This window comes from Klebsiella sp. K47, assembly GCF_051858335.1.
In the GTDB taxonomy this organism is placed as follows: domain Bacteria; phylum Pseudomonadota; class Gammaproteobacteria; order Enterobacterales; family Enterobacteriaceae; genus Klebsiella; species Klebsiella pneumoniae.
The window spans coordinates 1-237 of record NZ_JBPYUI010000247.1 but is presented as its reverse complement, the minus strand read 5'-3'; the positions used below and the strand labels follow the sequence as shown (position 1 = coordinate 237).

Annotated in this window: 1 pseudogene; it reads left to right on the top strand. The window is 65.0% G+C overall.

The features are described 5' to 3' along the window. Nucleotides 1-237, top strand: a pseudogene (locus tag RRF55_RS27900) (hypothetical protein); the annotation flags it as partial.

Genomic DNA, 237 nt, shown 5'->3' with positions numbered 1-237 from the left:
CGCTGCTGGCTGGGCTGGTCTGGCATGCCAGCGGCAATCCCTGGCAGGCGCTGCTGGCCCTGTTGTTCGCCACCTCGCTGATCAACATCTGGAACTTCATGGATGGGATCAACGGCATCGCCACCACCCAGGCGATCCTGGCCGGTCTTGCCTTTGTGCTGGTACTGCCGCCGCCCTACGGCCTGTCCGGTGTGGTGCTGGGGCTGGCCTGCCTGGGGTTTCTGCCGTTCAACTACC